This is a genomic window from Vibrio sp. M250220 (assembly GCF_036533795.1).
Lineage (GTDB): Bacteria > Pseudomonadota > Gammaproteobacteria > Enterobacterales > Vibrionaceae > Vibrio.
In genome coordinates this window covers 82329-101397 of sequence record NZ_JATABI010000002.1, presented here as the reverse complement: position 1 = coordinate 101397, position 19069 = coordinate 82329, and the positions used below count along the sequence as shown (strand labels likewise).

17 protein-coding genes are annotated in these 19069 nt (G+C 46.1%); 7 read left to right on the top strand and 10 right to left on the bottom strand.

Translation table 11 applies throughout. The features are described 5' to 3' along the window. The first annotated feature begins 3 nt into the window (after window positions 1-3). The gene (locus QTN94_RS01250; RefSeq protein ID WP_138973319.1) at window positions 4-534 is read left to right on the top strand and encodes a DUF2062 domain-containing protein; all 531 of its coding nucleotides are present in this window, start codon (window positions 4-6) and stop codon (window positions 532-534) included. Window positions 535-643: 109 nt separating this feature from the next. Here QTN94_RS01250 and lolE read toward each other — a convergent pair whose 3' ends face one another. Genes lolE through lolC form a run of 3 tightly spaced genes read right to left on the bottom strand, consistent with a single transcriptional unit; the run spans window position 644 to window position 3776 of the window. After that, on the bottom strand, window positions 644-1888 hold the full coding sequence (gene lolE, locus QTN94_RS01245; protein WP_138973320.1) for a lipoprotein-releasing ABC transporter permease subunit LolE: 1245 nt from the start codon (window positions 1886-1888) through the stop codon (window positions 644-646). Then, the gene (gene lolD, locus QTN94_RS01240) at window positions 1889-2575 is read right to left on the bottom strand and encodes a lipoprotein-releasing ABC transporter ATP-binding protein LolD (RefSeq protein WP_331417302.1); all 687 of its coding nucleotides are present in this window, start codon (window positions 2573-2575) and stop codon (window positions 1889-1891) included. After that, on the bottom strand, window positions 2568-3776 hold the full coding sequence (lolC, locus tag QTN94_RS01235; protein ID WP_331426599.1) for a lipoprotein-releasing ABC transporter permease subunit LolC: 1209 nt from the start codon (window positions 3774-3776) through the stop codon (window positions 2568-2570). The genes lolD and lolC overlap by 8 nt, the downstream gene beginning before the upstream one ends. A 181-nt stretch (window positions 3777-3957) precedes the next feature. On the opposite strand from lolC, the gene QTN94_RS01230 reads away from it, so the two are divergent. Genes QTN94_RS01230 through QTN94_RS01215 form a run of 4 tightly spaced genes read left to right on the top strand, consistent with a single transcriptional unit; the run spans window position 3958 to window position 9388 of the window. Further along, window positions 3958-4524 carry a PilZ domain-containing protein gene (locus tag QTN94_RS01230; RefSeq protein ID WP_138973323.1) on the top strand — a complete coding sequence of 189 codons (567 nt, stop codon included), beginning with the start codon at window positions 3958-3960 and terminating at the stop codon, window positions 4522-4524. A gap of 11 nt (window positions 4525-4535) precedes the next feature. After that, window positions 4536-7997: a transcription-repair coupling factor gene (gene mfd / locus QTN94_RS01225; RefSeq protein ID WP_331417300.1), complete on the top strand. Its 3462-nt coding sequence runs from the start codon at window positions 4536-4538 to the stop codon at window positions 7995-7997. A 50-nt stretch (window positions 7998-8047) separates the two neighbouring features. Beyond that, window positions 8048-8815 carry a peptidoglycan binding protein CsiV gene (locus QTN94_RS01220; protein ID WP_331417299.1) on the top strand — a complete coding sequence of 256 codons (768 nt, stop codon included), beginning with the start codon at window positions 8048-8050 and terminating at the stop codon, window positions 8813-8815. A gap of 36 nt (window positions 8816-8851) precedes the next feature. Continuing rightward, window positions 8852-9388, top strand: a complete 537-nt coding sequence (locus QTN94_RS01215) for a GNAT family N-acetyltransferase (RefSeq protein ID WP_331417298.1) — start codon at window positions 8852-8854, stop codon at window positions 9386-9388. 59 nt (window positions 9389-9447) lie between these two features. Here the strand turns inward: QTN94_RS01215 and QTN94_RS01210 are convergent, their stop codons facing one another. The 7 genes from QTN94_RS01210 to hinT form a co-directional block, all read right to left on the bottom strand. Then, window positions 9448-10737 (bottom strand): NAD(P)/FAD-dependent oxidoreductase, encoded by a 1290-nt coding sequence (locus QTN94_RS01210; RefSeq protein ID WP_138973327.1) that lies wholly within the window; start codon window positions 10735-10737, stop codon window positions 9448-9450. A gap of 389 nt (window positions 10738-11126) precedes the next feature. Continuing rightward, a complete protein-coding gene (ycfP, locus tag QTN94_RS01205; RefSeq protein WP_138973328.1) occupies window positions 11127-11666 on the bottom strand; it encodes an alpha/beta hydrolase YcfP in 540 nt (179 codons plus the stop codon). Between the two features lie 100 nt (window positions 11667-11766). Next, window positions 11767-12621: a phosphotransferase gene (locus QTN94_RS01200; protein ID WP_331426598.1), complete on the bottom strand. Its 855-nt coding sequence runs from the start codon at window positions 12619-12621 to the stop codon at window positions 11767-11769. Window positions 12622-12648: 27 nt separating this feature from the next. Further along, complete coding sequence (gene lpoB / locus QTN94_RS01195; RefSeq protein WP_138973330.1) at window positions 12649-13239, bottom strand: penicillin-binding protein activator LpoB; 591 nt, start codon at window positions 13237-13239, stop codon at window positions 12649-12651. Window positions 13240-13276: 37 nt separating this feature from the next. Continuing rightward, the gene (locus QTN94_RS01190) at window positions 13277-13666 is read right to left on the bottom strand and encodes a YcfL family protein (protein ID WP_331417294.1); all 390 of its coding nucleotides are present in this window, start codon (window positions 13664-13666) and stop codon (window positions 13277-13279) included. Then, window positions 13663-15057 (bottom strand): COG3014 family protein, encoded by a 1395-nt coding sequence (locus tag QTN94_RS01185; protein ID WP_331426597.1) that lies wholly within the window; start codon window positions 15055-15057, stop codon window positions 13663-13665. Before QTN94_RS01185 ends, QTN94_RS01190 begins: the two co-directional genes overlap by 4 nt. Before the next feature lie 110 nt (window positions 15058-15167). Further along, complete coding sequence (hinT, locus tag QTN94_RS01180) at window positions 15168-15518, bottom strand: purine nucleoside phosphoramidase (RefSeq protein WP_138973333.1); 351 nt, start codon at window positions 15516-15518, stop codon at window positions 15168-15170. Between the two features lie 223 nt (window positions 15519-15741). Between hinT and QTN94_RS01175 the strand changes: the two genes are divergently transcribed. Next, a complete protein-coding gene (locus QTN94_RS01175) occupies window positions 15742-17733 on the top strand; it encodes a methyl-accepting chemotaxis protein (RefSeq protein WP_331426596.1) in 1992 nt (663 codons plus the stop codon). Window positions 17734-17877: 144 nt separating this feature from the next. Further along, window positions 17878-19050 carry a DUF1887 family protein gene (locus QTN94_RS01170; RefSeq protein WP_331426595.1) on the top strand — a complete coding sequence of 391 codons (1173 nt, stop codon included), beginning with the start codon at window positions 17878-17880 and terminating at the stop codon, window positions 19048-19050. The last annotated feature ends 19 nt before the right edge of the window (window positions 19051-19069 follow it).

The window sequence follows — 19069 nt, the reverse complement described above, 5'->3', positions numbered from 1 at the left end:
CCTATGCCAAGAAAATTTATTAAACGCTTTATGCCTGACCACGAAGTAATTAAGCGTCAAAAGGCACTAAAGATTTTTGGCAACGTGCTTTACAACCCTAACCTATGGTGTCTTAACCGTCGTTCAGCCGCCGGTGCCTTTGCAGTAGGGTTATTTATGGCGTTTGTTCCTCTGCCAAGTCAGATGATCATGTCAGCAGGTCTCGCGATCATGTGTGGCGTGAACTTACCCCTCTCTGTTGCACTCGTTTGGGTCAGTAACCCTGTAACCATGCCCGTTTTGTTCTACTTCGCGTATAAGATTGGCGCGTGGGTAATGCACGTCCCACCTCAAGACTTTCATTTTGAGCTTTCTTGGGAGTTTATTCTCCACCAGATGACCACTATTGGCCCTCCATTCCTACTAGGCTGCATGATCTGTGGCATAGCCTCAGCAATGGCCGGCTACTTTGGCATCAAAGCCCTTTGGCGTTATTCGGTTGTACGCAGCTGGCAAAAACGAAAAATCAGAATAAGTGGCTTGTTGAAGAAGTAAACTTGCGATGTGCAATTGCGCAGGACAGATTTGCCAGACATGTAATTGAGATGTCGAATGGAATAAAAAAAAGGACCAGTAGGTCCTTTTTTATTGTTTTGATTGAGCGTTACTTTGAGCTCAGTACCGCCGCAGGATTAAGCTTACTCGCTCGAGAAGCTGGATACCAAGTCGCCAGCAAACTCAGCACGACCGCCGTCAACGACACCAATGCCACATCTGAGACATTGACCTGTGAAGGAAGAAAGTCGACAAAGTAGATATCACCAGACAAGAATTGATGGCCAATCAACGCCTCCAATGCCGTAATCATTGGCGTCAAATTAAGCGCAACTAGAACACCAATGGCACTACCAGCCACACTGCCGAGAACACCAGAAAAGACACCTTGCCAGACAAATATACGTTTAACCAGACCATCGCTCGCCCCCATGGTACGCAAAATAGCGATCTCAGCAGCACGATCTTTAACCGCCATCATTAATGTAGAGACGATATTAAAGCTGGCAACACCAATGACCAACACCATCACCAAATACATGATGGTTCTGACCAGTTGAATGTCTCGATACAAGAAACCATATTTCTGTTGCCAACTGCGCAGATAAACATACACATCTAAGGTATTGCCTGCTTCTCTTACAATTTGCGTTGCTTGCAATACATCGGTGACACGGACTGAAACACCACTAACGCCGTCACCCAATTTGGCGTACGCCTGTGCATCTTCGAGTGGGATCAATGCCAAATTGTGATCGATTTGACCATTTAACTTTAACAGTCCAGCGACCTTAACGCGCACACGCTTTGGAGCCTGAACCTTGGTTGTCACACCGCTTGTGGGGATCATTAGCGTCAGATAATCCCCTTGTTTGACTTGCAACAAGTCCGCGACACCTTGACCTAAAATTACCTGTTGCTGGTTAGGCTTGAATGCTTGCCAAACTTGGGCATCGATAAACGCATTGAGATTGGAGACTTTACTCTCTTGTTGAGGGTCAATCCCTCGGACCTCTATCGCCTTTAGTTGCGTTCCTTTCTCGGCAAGAGCAGTCAGCTTAACGTAAGGAGCGGCGGCTTCAATTTTTGGATGTTTTTCAGCTTGTGTGACCACATTGTGCCAATTACTTAGCGGGCCTTTTACCCCTTCGAATTCACCATGTGAGATCACCGACAAGACCCGGTTATTGAGCTCTCGTTCAAAACCATTCATCGCCGAAAGGCCAATGATAATAACGGCGACTCCGACAGCGATACCAATGGTCGAGGACAGTGAAATAAAAGAAACCATTTTATTTCGCTGTTTGGCTCGACTGAATCTCCCACCGATAAATAACGATAATGATGAAAACACTTAGACCCCCTCTAGATTGAGTAGCAGGCCATCTTGCATGTGTAGCTGGCGATCCATTTTGGCCGCAAGTTCACCATCATGAGTGACGACTAGGAAAGCCGTCTCTGATTCTTGATTCAATTCGCGCATCAAATCGTAAATTGCTAGCGCCGTCGAATGATCCAAGTTGCCAGTCGGCTCATCAGCCAACACCAACGCAGGGCTGTTCACCAGGGCACGAGCAATCGCAACGCGTTGGCGCTCGCCTCCTGACAGTTCAGCGGGACGATGCTCTAATCGGTGACTCAAGCCAACTTTATCAAGCAATGCTTTAGCAGCCAGTTTTGCTTGGCTGACTTTTACGCCACCAATCAATAAAGGCATCGCAACATTTTCAATCGCACTAAAATCAGACAACAAATGATGAAACTGATACACAAATCCTAAGTGCTGATTGCGCAGTTTGGCTTGGTGGTTGGAGCTAAGCGTAGCGAGATCATGGTCAAGAAAGGTAACGTGCCCTTGTGTCGCATCATCGAGCGCACCAAGAATGTGTAACAGAGTACTCTTACCCGAACCGGACGTACCGATAATTGAAGCTAGCTCTCCTCTCGCTAATTCAAAGCTGACACCCTTTAATACTTGAGTATCAAACGCTCCCTCATGATAGGTTTTACACACATTGTGGCACTTGAGAAGGTTACTCATATCTTAAAGCCTCAGCTGGTTTTACAGAAGATGCGCGGTAGGAAGGAAACAAGGTTGCGGCAAGGCTTAGCGCGATGGCCAACACCACAACAACGACAATCTGAGTCGGATTAATTAATATGGGCAACTCCCCTCCAATAGAGAAAAGAGCCACTCCTGCGCTATCAAGGATCTGGTTGAGATTACTGGCCAGAGCGATACCAAACGCCCCACCGATCAAAGCGCCAATCACACCACTACTTGCACCTTGAACCATAAAAATGGCGAGCACCTGACGGTCAGTCATACCCTGGGTTTTGAGGATTGCCACTTCCGCCTGTTTTTCCATCACCACCATAATCAAGGCAGAAATAATATTGAAGGCCGCGACACCTATGATCAGTCCCAACATCAAGCCCATCATGTTTTTTTCCATGCGAACTGCTTGGAATAGCTCACCGCGTTGGTCTCGCCAATCCTGCCACTTCCAACCTTGAGGCATTGGCTGTTCTGCTATATCTGCGACCACAAAAGGGTCATTAAAAAACAAACGCCAACCGGTCATAGCATCGTCATTTAGACGCATCAACTTACCCGCGTCTTGGATGTGGGTCAGCATCAACTGGCCATCAACGTCGGAGCCTGTGTTATAGATGCCTGCGACAGTAAACAATCTCTGACTAGGTATACGTCCAAGAGGCGTAAACTGACTGGCACTTGTCACCATTAGGCGCACCTTATCGCCGATCGTCACGTCCAAAGATCTCGCTAATGTGTGTCCAATGAACAGCTGATATTTCCCCGCTTGCAAATTGGCTAGTCGCCCCGCAATAAGGTGCTGTTCGATCGGATCATGTTCAGAGGGTTTAATGCCTATCAGTAACCCAGCGCTCAATTGACTGACACTTTGTATCACCGCTTCACTTTTTACTATCGGTTCTGGGTGCCCTGCATCGGAGAGCTTGGAGACAAATTCTGGCGGCGTCGAGCTGTACTCCGTCGCGCCAGCCGTTTGAGAGACTATCGCTTGTGGCAACACACCTAAAATGCGCCCTTTCAGCTGGGCTTCGAAGCCATTCATTACCGATAAAACGGTAACCAAAGACATCACACCAATAGTGATGCCTGCGGTCGACATATAGGAGACAAATCGACTAAACCTGTCACCGGATCGCCCGCGCAGATAGCGTAACCCGATAAAAGTAGAGACTGGATGAAACATAGTAGAAACCAAAGTTAGAGTCTAGGGACCTAGTAATTGTCGTTTACTCTACCGATTAATTGAGGTCGGTTGTAGTGTTTAATTGCCAATTAGTCGTTAAAATATGTAATAAACAAAGGGATACCTTGATTAGTTGTCAGGTATAACGATAATCAATGCTCTAAAGCATAAGGAATCGAGCATGTCTGACCAAGAGTTCTTTACCGTTAATCACACCATCACCGTTAATATTGAGCCATTGGCAGACAACGAATCGTTGCCAAGCGCAGAAAAATTTGAAGCGGAAATCCCCGCGCCTTTCATCGTCGCCAGTGAGTTCAGCAATCTCGACTTACTCAATGACAATGCACGTGGTGAACTTAAGAACAGCGAATTCAAACATGTCATTCAACTGCTTGATACTCAAAACTCTAAGCTGAATTTACTCCTTACCTTCATGTTGTCACAGCAAGATGATGCCACGCTGCGTCATCACACCCATTCATTTGGTGCGAGTCAGTTTACCTATATGTCAGACTCCGTGATTAAGCTTGGCACAACGCTGCGTATAAAAATGTTTCTCGATCATCCTGCTGCGGCAATTTATTGCTATGGCCATGTTGCCAACATTGAGACCAATAGCGATACCCACTTAATCACTGTTAAGTACGGTCGACTCAGAGACATTGACCAAGACCTGCTAATTAAAGCCGCGCTATACCAACAGCAGAAACTACTTCGCCAGCGTTCACTAAACCGCGACAAATAACGACTTTCATTATGTCTAACTCATCTTTACTTAATCTCGCATGCCCAGATGGCGCAGGAGACAAAAAACAGTTCGGAAATCTGCGTGGTGCCAGTTTAGCACTCGCCATTGCAGAGCTAGCTGAACGTCATGGTGCCCACACACTGCTTGCGGTACCGGATCCTCAAACGGCTCTGAAACTACAACAAGAGATTGAACAATTCTCTCGTCATGAAGTTGCCCTCTTTCCTGACTGGGAAACGCTGCCTTACGACAGTTTTTCGCCTCATCAGGAAATCATCTCTGACCGAATTTCCCGTTTGTATCAATTACCGACACAGACATCCGGTATCACCATTGTGCCTGTCAGCACGCTGCTGCAACGTCAGTCTCCACGAGAGTTTCTCTTGCAGCATACCTTAATGGTTAAAGTAGGCGATTTGTTCTCCTTAGAGAAGCTGAGACTTCAGTTGGAAAAATCCGGTTACCGTAATGTCGACCAAGTCTTTGGTCCTGGTGAATACGCAAGCCGAGGGTCGATTCTCGATCTATTCCCTATGGGCTCAAGTGACCCATATCGTATCGATTTCTTTGATGATGAAATCGATACGATTCGCACGTTCGATCCTGAAAATCAACGTTCGATTGAAGATACTAAGGAAATCCGCCTGTTACCTGCTCACGAATTTCCGACCTCTGAATCTGCAATTGAAGACTTTCGTATTCGCTGGCGTCAACGCTTCGAAGCCCGCCGCGAACCCGAGTCCGTCTACATGCAGGTTTCGAAAGGCACATGGCCTGCGGGCATCGAATATTGGCAGCCACTGTTCTTCGAACACAGCGAAACTCTGTTTGATTACATACCTGAAGATAGCTTACTAGTCACCGTCGGTGACTTAGAATCGGCTATTGATACCTTTTTGACCGATGTTGACTATCGTTACGATCAGCGCAAAATCGATCCACTGCGCCCACTGTTACCACCGCAAGAGCTTTGGCTGCAAAAGGATGAACTCTTTAGTCAATTCAAACAGTTACCACAAGCCAAACTGTTTGTTGACCCTGTCAGTGAAAAACAAGGACGATTCAATCCTAACATCGCACCCTTACCTGAATTAGCGGTTCAGCATCAGAACAAAGAACCCATGGCTGCCCTTCGCCAGTTTAGCGAGTCCTTCAAAGGAAAAGTCGTCTTCTCTGTCGAATCCGAAGGTCGCCGTGAAGCCCTACTTGAGCTATTACAACGGATAAAATTACGCCCAGAACCAGCTGAAAATTTTGAGCAGGCACTGAGTAGCCAAGCCAAATTCAGTTTTATCCTCGGTTCCTCAGAACACGGGTTTGTCTATGGTGATGATCAACTCGCCTTAATCTGTGAAAGCGATTTGCTCGGTGACCGTGTCATTCAACGTCGCCGTAAAGATCGCAAAGTCACCAATAGCGATGCGGTCATTCGCAACCTTGCTGAACTGCAAACCGGTCAACCTGTCGTGCATATCGACCACGGTATTGGGCGCTATATAGGTTTGCAAACCCTCGAGGCAGGAGGGATGACGACCGAGTACGTTACCCTTGAATATCAAAATGAAGCTAAGCTATATGTGCCAGTGGCATCACTCAACCTAATTAGCCGCTATTCAGGCGGTGCAGAAGAGAGTGCCCCATTACACAAACTGGGTGGTGAAGCGTGGGCTAAAGCGCGTCGTAAAGCCGCAGAGAAAGTACGTGATGTCGCTGCGGAGTTGCTTGACGTCTATGCAAAACGTGAGCTCAAGCCGGGCTATAAATTTGCCTTAGACCGTGGTCAATACGCCACTTTCAAAGCTGGCTTTCCGTTTGAAGAAACGGATGATCAATCGATGGCAATTAATGCGGTACTTTCGGATATGTGCCAGGCAAAAGCCATGGATCGCCTAGTGTGTGGCGACGTAGGTTTCGGCAAAACTGAAGTTGCCATGCGCGCCGCCTTTGTCGCTACGGACAACGGAAAGCAAGTGGCAGTCTTGGTTCCAACCACTCTACTCGCTCAGCAACACTTTGAAAACTTCCGTGACCGCTTCGCAAATCTGCCAATACGTGTTGAAGTACTGTCTCGCTTTAAAACCGCAAAAGAGCAGAAACTCGTATTGCAGGATATCGAGGACGGTAAAGTCGACCTAGTGGTCGGTACCCATAAACTGCTCTCCAACGATATTAAGTTTAAGGATCTTGGTCTGCTAATCGTTGATGAAGAGCACCGATTTGGTGTTCGTCAGAAAGAGAAAATGAAGGCGATGCGCGCTGACGTCGATATCTTAACTCTGACCGCCACACCGATTCCACGTACCCTCAACATGGCGATGAGTGGTATGCGTGATCTGTCCATTATCGCGACGCCACCTGCAAGGCGCTTAGCAATCAAAACCTTCGTCCGCCAAAGTGATGATGCGGTGGTGAGAGAGGCGGTACTGCGTGAGATTATGCGCGGCGGTCAAGTGTACTTCCTTCACAATCAGGTCGAGACCATTGAAAAGGTGGCTGCTGACTTAGAAAAACTGGTTCCAGAGGCCCGTGTCACCGTCGCACATGGACAAATGCGAGAACGCGAACTCGAGCGAATCATGAACGATTTCTACCACCAGCGTTTCAACTTGTTGGTGTGTACCACGATTATTGAAACGGGTATTGACGTTCCAACCGCCAATACCATCATCATGGATCGTGCCGATAACCTTGGTTTGGCTCAACTTCATCAGTTACGTGGACGCGTTGGTCGCTCTCATCATCAGGCGTATGCTTATCTCCTCACGCCACATCCCAAAGCGATGACAAAAGATGCGGTCAAACGTTTGGAGGCGATCGCTTCGCTCGAGGATTTGGGCGCTGGCTTTACCCTCGCCACCCATGACTTAGAAATCCGCGGCGCGGGTGAACTACTTGGAGATGAGCAGAGTGGTCAGATTCAGTCTGTCGGTTTTACCTTGTACATGGAGATGCTGGAACAAGCAGTAGAAGCACTCAAGGAAGGCAAAGAACCGTCACTTGATGAATTGCTGCGTGAACAAACTGAAGTCGAGATGCGTCTACCAGCACTGTTGCCTGACGACTATATACCAGACGTCAATACTCGCCTCTCTATGTACAAACAGATAGCGAGTGTCAGTACTGACGATGAGTTAGGCGAACTGAAGATTGAACTGATTGACCGTTTTGGTCTGTTGCCTGAAGCAACTCAAAATCTACTCTCAGTCGCACAACTTAAACTGAAAGCAGCATCACTAAAAGTGAAGAAGATTGAGGCTCACGATAAAGGGGGCTTTATTGAATTCTATCCGGATGCTGACATTAACCCTATGTATTTGGTTAAACTATTGCAATCTCAGCCACAAAAATTCGCAATGGATGGACCAACTAAGTTCAAGTTTACGATACCATTAGTGGATAGACGCAAACGCATTCAATTTGTTAATGACATGCTGGGCGAGTTCCAGCAGAATCTATTACCTAAGGCTTGAGTGTTTACAAAATTAAATTAAGGTGCCATGCACCTTTTCATGGAGTTGCAATGAAGAAACTGATCCCGCTGTTGCTAATGCTTGTAGCAATGCCGTCAATGGCGCAGCGTCAATTCGATATCGAAGTGATCATTTTTAAACGTGCCGTTGATGCGGAGCAAACCGCTGAATCATGGCCGGCTAACCTGCCAAAAATCGATTTAGAACGAGCTGGAACATTTGCGGATGCGAGCTATCGTGCAAAAAAAGGGGTGCAAATGCTCCCTTATTCAGAGTATGCGCTAACCGATGAAGTGCAAAAGCTCAAGCAGCACGCTGGTTTTGAAGTGTTGATGCATAAAGCATGGCGTCAAGGTGATCAGGGAAGACTGTCTGCCCCGACCTTCCACATTCAAGCTGGCTATGACTTTTCAAGCAAGTTTAATACTGACGGCTCAATGATCGGCACGACTGGCCAACAGGTGTTAGAGGGCGTCACAGAGCAATCTATTCCTAAAGCCATCTATCAACTAGACGGAAAACTCCAGATTTACGTAGAACATTATCTGTATGCTGACGTTGAACTCGACCTTAAAGCGCCAAGCGTACGTGAAGTCACGTTAGAAGAGCATCAACCCGAATCACTGAGTGATCAGAGCAGCGACGAAAATCAGGTTGTTCAGATCGGACTGATGGAGGATGTCACTCCCATCGTTCACAAAGAGGAGTATCTCAAGAGCTACCGACTCGATCAGAAGCGTCGTATGCGCAGCAGTGAAACACACTTCCTCGATCACCCACTTATGGGCATGATCATTCAGGTTCGCCGTGTTAACTAATCTTGCTTTTAGCCCTCTACTGAGGGCTATTCTTTTATGAGCCCAGATTACCAAATCATTACACCCAGACTAATCTTGCGCCTTATCGAAAGTTCAGACAGCGATAAGTTGCAGTCTTGTATCGTGCGTTCCCTCACCCTTCATCGATGGGTTGATTGGTGCCATGCAGATTTCACCAATGATGATGCAGAGCGTTTTATCCTCGCAACCAGACTGAATTGGGTAAAATCCGAAGCCTACGGGTTTGGTGTTTTCTGCCGCAAAAGCGATGCGCTCATTGGAATGGTGGCGATCAACGAACTCTATCACACCTTTAATATGGCGAGCATTGGCTACTGGATTGCTGACGATTATCAAGGTCAAGGGCTCGGTACTGCTGCTGTCAACGCCCTCATTGAGTTTTGCTTTTCACAGCTAAAAGTCACGCGTATAGAAGTGGTTTGTTCCCCTGAGAACCTAGCCAGTCAAAAGCTGATCGAGAAATGTGGTGGGCTATTTGAAACGCGTGCGAGAAATCGGTTTATATTTGATGGTCTTGCTCAAGATGGCTTGGTTTACTCGATCATTCCGTGACCAATTCCATCACATAAAAAAAAGAGCGCTAAGCGCTCTTTTTTTACACATGAAGCTTATTAGTGAAGCTTTAAATTTGGTCGTAGAACTCGGTTAATACGACCCATCAAGATGATCAGCGCGGTCTTAAATAGACCGTGCAACGCCATCTGGTGGAGGCGATATAGTGAAATGTAAACCACACGAGCAATGCGACCTTCAACCATCATTGAGCCTTTGGTCAAGTTCCCCATCAAACTACCTACCGTAGAGAAACGGCTCAGTGACACCAATGAACCCTTGTCTTTGTAGACATAAGGTTTTAGCTCACGACCGTTCAGCTTCGCGACGATATTGTAGAAAGCTCGGGTCGCCATCTGGTGTGCAGCCTGAGCGCGTGGTGGCACAAATGAACCATCGGCTTGGGTACACTGAGCCAAATCACCAATAACGAAAATGTCATCATCACGAGTGGTTTGTAGTGTATCTTTAACCACTAACTGGTTGATGCGGTTAGTCTCAAGACCTGCAATATCTTTGATGAAATCTGGTGCTTTAATACCCGCAGCCCACACCATGATCTGAGCTGGGATCTTATCTCCATCTTTTGTCGTCAGACCATCTTCATCAGCTTGGGTTACCATGGTCGCGGTGCGAACATTCACCCCCAATTTAGTCAGCTCTTGATGTGCTGCTGAAGAGATACGTGGAGGCAAAGCAGGAAGAATACGTTCGCCCGCTTCGACAAGATTGACATTCAACTTGCTTGAATCTAAATCGCCAAAACCATACGTTCTTAGCTCTTTGACAGCATTGTGTAATTCAGCAGAAAGCTCTACCCCCGTTGCACCCGCACCGACGATGGCAATATCAACCGTACCGTTACCGTTCTTAGCATGGAGTTTAAGGAACTCATTGTTCATTTCTGTACGGAAACGATGAGCCTGTTCAGGGCTATCAAGGAAGATACAGTGTTCACGCACACCAGGAGTGTTAAAGTCGTTTGAAGTGGAGCCAATCGCCATCACTAGAATGTCATATTCTAGCTCGCGGCTCGGGATCAAAAGTTCACCGTGCTCGTCTTTCAGTTCGCAAAGCTTAATGACCTTACGCTCACGGTCGATATCTTGCAGGCCGCCCATTTGAAAGTCAAAGTGGTGGTTTTTTGCGTGTGCGCGATAGCTTAACGCGTCAACGCCTTCATCCAATGAGCCTGTCGCAACTTCATGCAAAAGTGGTTTCCATAAATGGCTTGCCTTGCGGTCAACCAAGGTGACTTTTGCTCGTCCTTTGCGGCCTAATGTGCGACCAAGTTTAGTCACAAGCTCAAGACCACCTGCACCGCCGCCTACTACGATAATTCGTGTCACAGCATCTCTCCTCAAAATTATAATAAAACTTAATCGAGTCGGTATTCCGCCTCGATGGAATTCTGTATTTTTGGGACACCTAGGGTTTTAACCCATCAGAGGTTCCGACCTAGAGGGACATAAAATGTGACATGCTAATGGATAAAGAGTCATTAGACTCCGAGCCAATTGTTAAAACAATCACTCGTTGATGGGCAGATTTTCCATCCGCTCTCAATTTTTTTTGATATTTATCAAAAAATTTGTAATTAGCTCATTATATCTAGCTTAATAGGACACGCAACCAAAGATTGCACTTATCTCAGCGATATTTATATTCTCAGCATAGATTTAGAACAAAAAAAAGCGGCACTAGTGATTTCATGCCGCTTTAAACAAAATAGTGGTGTTTAACTCTTTTTGAATGCCTCTATCGTTTTGAGGTGCTGAGAGATCTTCTTAAACTTATGAGACTGCGTTTCATCCCAGATGATGTCGTAGTAATCTTCTAACTCAGCTGCGGTTTTACGATTGTCGTGTACTTCATCCTCTTTCGATAAAATCACTAGGCAGCGGCCTTTGTTCTTGGTTCTGAACTCAGAGACGCACTTAGTCGCAATATCTTCGTACTCTTCTGGACGGTCAATTCGCCCCTGCATGGTTAGCTCAGGATGAAGATTCGGATTAAACATGACTTGCTTAATACCACACAAGAAGCCAATTCGTTCTGACCAGTAAGCACCAAGACCCACACCACATATCACCGGCTGAGTATCACCTGCTTGCTCGATAACTTTGTGTACTTCTTTGAGTAAGTGCTGCATATCGTGCTTTGGATGGAGAGTACTGTAGTTGATAAAACGCACGTCATCGTCGATGAACTGCAGTTGCAGTACTTTTTCGTGGTTGCCTGGGCTGGTCGAATCAAAACCATGTAAATAAATAATCATTGTATATCCCCCGATCCTTGTGGTTTAAATCTACCACGAAAACTAAGGTTTAAAAGTCGTCATTATGAGATTCGCTGACCGAATACACTAAACAGTGATCTTAGCAACAAAACGTCTCTTTCAGTGCACGCGCTTGGGTTAAATATTGTTCATCGCCCCATAACTGGTATGCCAGTAAATACCATAGCATGGCCATCATGGTTGCTCTCGGCTTCCAAGCCATAACACCTTCAACCCAGTCATCAACACCTTCAACTCCACGTAACTGACAGTAACGATACACAGCTTCAAGTGGCTTCTCTTCCATGACGTCAATACTCAACGTCAGATCAAGACGCGGATCGGCAATTGCCGCATACTCCCAGTCGATAACCTTATTACCCTGCTCTGTCTTGACCATGTTGTAGCCAGCTAAATCAAAATGACACAAGGTATGCCCTACATCGGCAAGACTCGGTGCCGAACGCCACTGAGTATAGATAGCAAGATAAGGATCCACTTTGTATTCATCATTAAGCAACATCCAATAGTGATCCACTCGCGCCGTATAATTAAAAGGCGCTACGGGAATGCACTTAATATCGACTTCATGAACTTTCACCATTGTCTTTAATAACGAGTCAAAAGTGAGATCATTGGTCAAGGGTTGCCCCTCAATCCAATCAACCAGTAGTCCTTGATCGTTGATATGAATGGCTTTCGGAGCCAAATGGCTGGATTCAATAGCGGAGAGGATTTGATACTCTTGAAAACGAGATATCGAAAAGGCTTGGGTAATATGGGTAGTGGGTCGCCATACATAGGCTTGACCGTCGCTGCTCACTACCTTCCAACAACGATTTGTCAGCCCCCCGGTTAGCGTTTGGGCATAATCAGGGGGCATAGCGAAGAAGTGATCTAACGACGACAATGAACGGTCCAGAGAACATGCTTCATTCCAAGACATACGCGCCATAGTTCACTCCTTCCGCTTAGAGAGCCATTACAGGCCTAAAAAGCTTTTCGATTCTTGTTTACGGATTTCTGTTTCGTCCGCCCACTCAATCAAGCCAGTTTCAAGATCCATCAGGCGCATTGTCATCTTGTAGTAAACGTCTTTGTCGCTACCTGCATTTTTCGCGATGCTAGATAGGTTTCCGTAAAGCATGTACTGGGCGCCAACCATCTTACCAAACTGAATAGCGGTACTTTGATTGACGAGTTCATCGTTATTCTGGAAGTTCAATTGTTCACGAACAGATTCCACTCGATCCATATCGACGAAGCGGAATTTACCAGAATTCAACATCTTAGTACTGATGGTATCGGTGATGGATTCAGTATCAATATGCTCACTGGTTTTGTTTTTGATACGCTCGACAAACACGATCGGACGCGAATCTCGTGTAATAGCGGAAACAGAACCAGACATCATCATGCTGTCGACCATTTCACCAGCGATTTTCTGTAGGTCAGTTGAACCAAAGTCAATCGTTGTTGTTTCAACGGCTTGAGCGTCTCCGTAGCTTACTTGGTTTGAACAACCACCCAAAACGACAGCTAAACCAAGTAATGCAATAACACTTTTCTTCATTGTTGGTTCCTTAAATCTCTAAAGTTTAGTTATATTGTTAATTATTAAGTTGACGAATCTGTACTCGGAACTGGGTTCCGTTTGGATTGACAGATACCTCAGAAATTGAAATCTCTTCAGTACCACGAATCACTGCCTGACGCCATGGTCCTTGCTTGTTGTTAACTTCTAAACCTTGATCGTCATACCAGTAAAAACGGTATTGGACATACTGGTCACCAGTGTACTGACTGATTAATCGAACTACGCCTCGCGCTCTACCATCCACCTGAGTGGTCGATATATCGTCTATGGTTAAGCGACCGGCAAGTACATTGTCACCAAATAAAACGGTTTGTGACGCTCCATCAATACGAAGCCCAGCGGTATTCTCTGCACAACCTAGCAGAGTTAATGCCATCACTGCTGAAATAAGCCATTTTTTCATCGTATGTTCCCTAACTGTTTATGCCAGATGGTTGAACTCTCACCTTGACGAGACAGCCAAACTAACGCGGTTCGACCAGCTTCGACATTAAAGGTGTAGTCCTGACCATTAATCTTCATTTTTTGCTCACCCGGTTCAACGACAGCGCTAGCGCTGTATATCTCACCAGGCAGAGTAAGCCAACTACGTGTGTCGGGTTGTTCTGTTAACGTGTTCCAAACATTGAACAGCAGGTTGCCGACATCATCACCTTTAGCCGCTTCTTTCCTCAATTGATCCTTAGCCCAAACTCGCAACGCCTGTCGAATCACGATCGACGGCATACGTTCAGACAAGTCGCGTTGTGCCATCAAGTTAACATCCGTCAACAGACTTCCACTAAGATGGTCATTGTTCAAGGTTATTGGTGAAAAAGCCTCACTCTGCACCTGAGGATAATATGGCAAGGCTATAGAATACCACGCGCCATCTCCGCGACTGTCATATAACGGCAAAGCTTGTTTCCAGCCCTGCAATGCCTCAACAACACCACGTTCATCAATGACGATGACCCTTCCTTTGCCGCTCTCTAAGTAACTGGCCTTGCCGTAACGTTGTTCGAGCTTTACCAAGTCTTCTCTCATGCCGAGACGCTTTGCCACTCGTTTGGTGCCATCTATGACTTGCTGATTATCCGGCATTACGGCCAACGCTCGGCGGTAATCAACATAAGCACTGTTCAAATCATTGTCAGCTTCATACAGTAAAGCCGATAAATAAAGTAAATAACCACTTTGTACCGCCTGAAGGGTTTTGCCTGCGTCTGGGTAGTTCGACAATACAGAGCCTAAGTTTGGCGTTAAACCCTGTTGCTCCATCTGATTCTGGGCTGACTCGAGATCTTTTTCTCGATCCTTACGCGCTTGCTCCTGAACTTGGTTGGCTCGTCTCATCTCAATCAAAGCCCCCTCCAAGTCATTTTGCTTCAGGTAGTTTAATCCTAGATAGAGATGGAGAAAGCCAAGTTCGTAGTCAGCAGGTTGGTAGGTGTTGAGATTATCATTGACCGCCAACGCACTCAGGCTCATCGCACTTTGAGTGACTGACACAGTCGCTTGATCTTGCTGAACTCGAACAGCTCTATCACTTAGCCCAAGCGCTTCCTTACTCTCAGGATATTGCTGGTTCAGAAAGTAGACTCGACCACTTTCAAAATTATCCAGAATATCGCCTGCGACGTAGTCAGGCAGAGCCGCCTCCGCTTGTTGGTAATCACCGCTTTTTACTAACTGATGTAACTCGCCATTTTGTGCACTGTAATGACTAAAGAGATTACCTGCAGATAAGTTTGCGCAAGCAGAGAGCGCTAATGAGCACCCCAAAATGAACGCGAGTCGAATGTGGTTATGCACTTCGTACCCCAAAGTTATGCTAAAAGCATGGTTACACCGACCATGCTTTAATTTGATGTAGTTCTAGGACAACAACAGTCCGTTTTGGTTCGGAATCGTCAATGACGGTATTAGCTCATCAGCATTGGGCCTAGCGGGCGACCGCCGACTAGATGCATGTGGATATGATAAACTTCCTGACCACCGTGTGCGTTACAGTTTACGATGAGACGATAACCGTTCTCGGCAATACCTTCTTCTTTTGCAAGCTTACGCGCGACCGTAAACATGCGCCCCATTACCAATTCATCTTCATCTGCGACGTCATTCACTGTCGCAATAAGCTTGTTAGGAATGATAAGGATATGACTTGGCGCACGTGGGTTAATATCACGAAACGCAGTGACTAAATCATCTTGATAAACGACGTCTGCTGGAATTTCCTTGCGGATGATTTTACTGAAAATGGTTTCTTCAGCCATGAAGCACTCCATCTTTATGGTGTTATTAAATGAATGCTTTCGAGTATGCGTCAAGCTTCGCAAGATCACAATAAAAAACAGTGTTCACTACTCTTAAACGGCGTACGGATAAACTACCGTATCTAATTTTGTATTGTGCGTCATAAAATGCGCGTCTCGTAATCAATACAATGACTTCCTTTTTGTTACTTTTTTAAGACTTTATTAATTTAGGGAGAGGTCTATGAAAGGCTCAGTAATTAGGCGTATGTACGCGGGCTTTGCATTGATCATTGTTTTGTTCATCATTACCACGTTAATGATGATGCGGGGAATGCAGCAAATTCATAAAAATTTCGAAGAGGTGTCCAACACTTCTTTACCCTTGGTCTCACAAGCCAACAATACTAGTGTCGCTCTGTTGTCTGCTGACAAACTTTTCAAAGACTTTTTGACGACTCAAAGCTTCGAACGTATGGATCAGTTGGCTGAACAATTTGTCGCGACCAAACAGGCCTACAGCAAACAACTCGACGCGTTACAAAAAGTAAGTAGCGGTCAGACTGAATTGGAGCAATCGCTCGTTCAGTTGAGAGAGATGGAACAGGGTTACTTCGCCGAAGCCGAACAAGCAATGGCTAACTACCGCGCGATGTTTGAAGCGCAAGCCCAAGTTCAAAAGTCCACTCGCCAATTCCAACGTTTACATTCGGAATTAACTCTTGGCATGAAGGAGTACGTTGATGACCAAAGTAGTATCTCCGTAAAAGTCATGGCTAAGAGCTACTTCACCAAACTCAAGGATGCCGAGCTCACGACATCAGACGCGTTAGCCAGCAGTGATACCGAGTTGGTTAACCAAGCTGTGGCAAAAAACAAGAAAGCCGTCACTCACCTCAATTATGCATATCGAGGCCTGACTGCTCAGATGCCTGAGATTAAAAATGCCTTCGACGAGTCTGTACAACAATTTACTCGCGACGTCGGTCAAAAAGGTGGGGTACTCGATCAACACAGTACCTACCTAATAGCCAAAGATGCACTTTATGCCAACATTTCCAATCTGACAGAACAAGTCGACGCAACCATGGCCTTACTGACCTCTTTCTCCGAAATTGCTCAACAAGGTTTAACCGCCTCACTTGAGGAAGCGGGTCAAGTCTATGAACAAGGCGTATTACGTTCAATTTCGATTGGCGCCGTGGTTATTGTAATGGCAATTGGTATCGGTTATCACATCGCCCAAAGTGTTCGTCAGCCTCTTACGCGAATTCTTGGCACACTTGAGTCATTGACCCAAGGCGATATGACGCAGCGAATCGACACCCGCTACAATAATGAGTTCAGCAAGGTTAGTAGCCATATCAATTCACTGGCTGAGAACCTGCATGGCATCCTCGTTCGACTTAATGATGCCTCTAATGATCTGACCCAGACCGCAGAGACAAACCAAACCACTTCGACACAAGCACAAAGTCAACTCAGCCAACAGCGTGAGCAAACAGCCAATGTTGCGACAGCGATGACTGAAATGGCGCATTCTGTCCAAGAAGTCGCTCAAAGTGCGCAAAACTCACAACAAATGGTTGAGAAAGTAGAGATTTCCGCAGAATCTGGTCGCCAAATCATGGGCAGCAACATCACCACGATTAATCAGCTTGAAACCAGATTGAATCAGTCAGTGGATGCCGTGAAAGATCTACAAACCATGAGCGGTAAAATTGGTAGCATCCTCGATGTTATTCGCAATATTGCTGAACAAACCAACTTATTGGCTCTCAACGCTGCGATTGAAGCGGCGCGAGCGGGTGAGCAAGGACGTGGCTTTGCCGTGGTAGCAGACGAAGTCCGTGTGTTGGCTCAACGAACAACAGAGTCGACCTCTGAAATAGAAAACATGATCAGCAACCTTCAAGGCAGTTCAAGCTCGGCGAACAAAGTTATTCAGAGCTGTATGGATGATATGGTGTTGTCGGTTGAACAAGCATCCAGCGCCAATAGCGCAATGGAAGAGATTCAAGGCTTGATCATGGAAATCAGTCAGATGAGTGGTCACATTGCTCAAGCCGCCAACGAGCAAAGCGAAACCACCCATGATATTGCTCGAAACATCGAAGAGATAAACGCTATCGCCGATTCGAGCTACCAAGCAATGGCCGAGATAGCCGCGACCAGTCAGAACCTCTCCACTCTGGCTAACCAGCAAGGCGAACTGGTGCACCGATTTAAGCTCTAGTAAGTCAGCTCAGTGTAATTTATTGAGTTTGGGCGACTATTTTCCGTACTCGCCCTTGTTTTTTATACCCCATGTCATTATGTGGTTAGTAAGGCTTGTCCACTTTTCATTTACCTTTTCGCAAGCCTAACATGAGGAATATATATGGCAGTTCATGTTGGCATCATAGACCAAGATCCTATCCGTCTGGTGACCCCACTTCTAGACCATCGCACCATCAGTGACCACATCGTTTTTATTGGCGTCAAAGCCCAACAAGATATGTATCACCGCCTTCATAGCGTGCTGGGGAAACGTAACATTACCTCTGAGTTTTTTGAAATTCCAAATGTTGCAAACACCTCCAAGATAAAACAGTCCATCACTCAGTTAGCCGAAAACCTCAAAGCTCGTGGTGAGCAGGTTAAGCTCAATGCCAGTTGTGGATTACGTCATCGCCTACTCTCTGTCTACGAAATTTTCCGTACTTATCACTGGCCAATTTTTGTTGTAGAACCAAACAGCGATAGCTTGTGCTGGCTATATCCTGACGGGCTCGACGACAACCAAGTTCAAGATCGAATTACCATTGATGATTACCTCACTGTTTTTGGCGCTCGTGGAGAATTCAACGACCACCATCTACCGGAACAGCTTGACCAAAAGCTTTATCAGCTTGGTGAGAAATGGGCTAGCAACGCTTTAGAACTTGGTCCTGGTCTTGCGACGCTTAACTATCTCGCGACGACCTGTCGTAAAGAGCAACGTTTAGATGTGGAGCTATCGGAAAAACAGCAAGGTTATCGTGAGCTCAATATGCTTCTTTCTGATCTTGTCGCGGCAGAAATTGCCACTTATGACAATGGCGTCTTAACGTTTGCCAATGAGGATGCCCGTCGTTTCTCTAATGGTGAATGGCTAGAAACCTTAGTACACAGTACCGTTCGTCAGATTCAGCAAGATATGCCCACTATCCAAGACCATTCACTGAACGTACAGGTTTATCGTCAGCTCGGCGATAGAGAAGTACGTAATGAGCTCGATGTCGCGTCGGTAGTGAATAACAAGCTACACATCATCGAATGTAAGACGAAGGGAATGCGTGACGATGGTGATGACACTCTTTACAAACTTGAATCATTGCGTGATTTATTGGGCGGGTTACAAGCTCGCGCCATGCTGGTTAGCTTCCGTCCACTAAGACATAATGACATTACTCGCGCTGAGGATCTTGGTTTAGCTCTGATTGGTCCAGACGAGCTAAAAGATCTAAAACATCACCTGACTGAGTGGTTTACCGAAGCGGGTGGTAACGACGATCAATGCTCTGACTGCTAAAGACACAAAAACAAAAAAA